The 2,507-nt window shown below is 67.5% G+C and carries 2 protein-coding genes and 1 pseudogene; 1 reads left to right on the forward strand and 2 read right to left on the reverse strand.

Annotation, left to right across the window (positions count from 1 at the left end; translation table 11 throughout):
- Nucleotides 1–24 precede the first annotated feature (24 nt).
- Both lsr2 and lysS read right to left on the reverse strand, forming a co-directional pair.
- A pseudogene (lsr2, locus tag H7I41_RS20370) lies at nt 25–240 on the reverse strand (histone-like nucleoid-structuring protein Lsr2); the annotation flags it as partial.
- A 110-nt stretch (nt 241–350) separates the two neighbouring features.
- Nucleotides 351–1,874, reverse strand: a complete 1,524-nt coding sequence (lysS, locus tag H7I41_RS20375) for a lysine--tRNA ligase (protein WP_264014433.1) — start codon at nt 1,872–1,874, stop codon at nt 351–353.
- A 26-nt stretch (nt 1,875–1,900) separates the two neighbouring features.
- Between lysS and H7I41_RS20380 the strand changes: the two genes are divergently transcribed.
- Nucleotides 1,901–2,507 (forward strand): alanine racemase (locus H7I41_RS20380; RefSeq protein WP_264014434.1); only part of this gene is annotated, 607 nt, incomplete at its 3' end.

Genomic DNA, 2,507 nt, shown 5'->3' on the forward strand with positions numbered 1-2,507 from the left:
GATCCCCGCAATCGCCGACCGCTACCGGGTGATCGCGCCCGCCGACCGGCCCCGGCGGCGGCCGCCGACGCGACGGCCTGCCTCGACCCACTGCTTCAGGTCTTCGCGCAACTTCTTCGCATTCTTCGCAGAAAGGTCGATCTCGTAGCTCACCCCGTCGAGGCCGAATTCGACCGTTTCGTCGGCGTTACCCGAACCGTCGAAATCGTCGACCAAAGTGACGGTCACCTTCTTAGCCATCAGCTCACACTGACCCTTCTGCCTGCGCATTGACGAGTTGTTCGTCTCTCGACCACAACAGTTATGTGCTCGCAGTGTACGTCATTAAACGAACCGGTATACCCGGTCGCTCAACCACCGTGCCGGCGAACTATGGGGAAAAGAACCGTCTCTCTAATCGACAGTCCCGTCAACGCCATCAACAGCCGGTCGACACCCATTCCGGTGCCGGTCGTGGGCGGCATGCCGTACTCCAAAGCGGCGAGGAAATCCTCGTCGAGTGACATTGCCTCGTCGTCACCGGCGGCGGCCGCGGCGGCCTGGGCCAGGAACCTTTCCCGCTGGATTATCGGGTCGATGAGTTCGGAGTATCCGGTGGCGAGTTCGAAGCGCCGGACGTAGAGATCCCATTTCTCGGTCACCCCGGCCTCGCTGCGGTGCGGCCGGGTCAGCGGGGTTGTCTCCACCGGGAAGTCGCGCACGAAGGTCGGCGCCCACAACGTCTCGCCAACGGTGTGTTCCCACAGTTCTTCCACCAATTTCCCGTGGCCGTAGCCCCGGTCCCGGGGAATCTCCACACCAAGCCGGTCGGCCGTCGACCACAAGGTCTCGGCCGGCGTCTGCGGAGTGATCTCTTCGCCGAGGGCCTCCGACAGCGACGGGTACATTTCCAGCGTGTCCCATTGGCCGTCAAGGTCGTAGACATCGCCATCGGGCAATGGGACCTGCCGGGTGCCGATCGCCTCGTCGGCGACCTCCTGAATAAGCTCACGCGTCACCACGGCCGAATCGTTGTAGTCACCGTAGGCCTGATAAGTCTCGAGCATCGCGAATTCCGGCGAATGCGTCGAATCAATGCCTTCGTTCCGGAAATTTCGATTGAGTTCGAAGACCCGCTCGAATCCACCTACCAGACACCGCTTGAGGAAGAGTTCCGGCGCGATACGGAGGTACAGATCGGCGTCGAGCGCATTGGAGTGGGTGACGAACGGGCGCGCCGCGGCGCCGCCGGCCAGCGTCTGCAACATCGGCGTCTCGACCTCGAGGAAGCCGCGGCGCTCCAGCGCCGAACGCACCGCACGCACCACGGCGATGCGCTGCCGGGCGATGGTGCGCGCCTCGGGCCGGACGATCAGGTCGACGTACCGCTGCCGCACCCGGGCCTCTTCGCTCATCTCCTTGTGGGCAACGGGAAGCGGCCGCAAAGCCTTGGATGCCATTTGCCAGCTGTCGGCGAGCACAGACAGCTCCCCGCGACGCGAACTGATCACCTCGCCGTGCACGAAGACGATGTCGCCGAGGTCGACGTCGGCCTTCCACGCATCGAGGGACTCCTGGCCCACCTGCGCCAGGCTGACCATGGCCTGCAGCTGGGTGCCGTCACCCTCCTGCAGCGTCGCGAAGCAGAGCTTGCCCGAGTTGCGGGCGAAGACCACCCGGCCGGTGACGCCCACCATCTCACCGGTCGAGGTGTCGGCGGCGAGGTCGGGGTGTGCCGCACGGACCTCGGCGAGGGTGTGGGTGCGGGCCACCACCACCGGGTAGGGATCGCGGCCCTCGTCGAGCAGCCGCTCCCGCTTGGCCTGGCGGATCCGGAACTGCTCCGGGAGGTCGGGTCCGTCGTGCTCCGCGTCGGGGCGGTCATCGGCTGCCATCACGAGGTGCCAGCTTAAATGAACAAATGACCGGTGAAATCGACGCGCAGCGGGTGGCCGCCCTGTCCGACGGACCACTGGACTGGCGGTTCAAGGGCATCCCCGCGCCGTGGTGGGGTCTGCGTCCTGCCGAGATCTGTCGCCGCACCCCCGATCTGTTCGCCGCGGGCGCGGTCGGACCGGTGTGCGTGCTGCGCGCGTCGGCGCTCACCCACAACCTCGTGACGATGGCGCGGTGGTGCCGCCGACGGGGTGTCGAGCTGGCGCCGCACGGGAAGACGCACATGGCTCCGCAGCTGCTGGCCCGCCAGTTCGACGCGGGCGCGGTGGCGGTCACCGTCGCCACCATCAGCCAGGTCCGGGTGTTCCGGGCGTTCGGGGTGCGGCGGATGGTGCTGGCCAACGAGCTGGTCGATGCGGCCGGGTTGGCGTGGCTGGGCGCCGAACTCGACGCCGACCCGGACTTCGGCCTGGTCTGCTGGGTCGACTCGGTGCGCGGCGTCGAGGCGATGTCCGCGGCGCTCGGTTCGGCAGGCCGGCCGGTCGACGTGTGCGTCGAGGTCGGCATGGCGGGCGGCAGGACGGGCTGCCGGGATGCGGCGACCGTCGACGCGGTCGCGCGGGCGGCCGTCG

This window comes from [Mycobacterium] manitobense (assembly GCF_025821665.1).
In the GTDB taxonomy this organism is placed as follows: domain Bacteria; phylum Actinomycetota; class Actinomycetes; order Mycobacteriales; family Mycobacteriaceae; genus Mycobacterium; species Mycobacterium arseniciresistens.

Excerpts from the sequence above, each read along its gene's own strand:
- lysS (WP_264014433.1), bottom strand. The coding sequence starts at position 1,874 with ATGGCAGCCGATGACCGCCCCGACGCGGAGCACGACGGACCCGACCTC.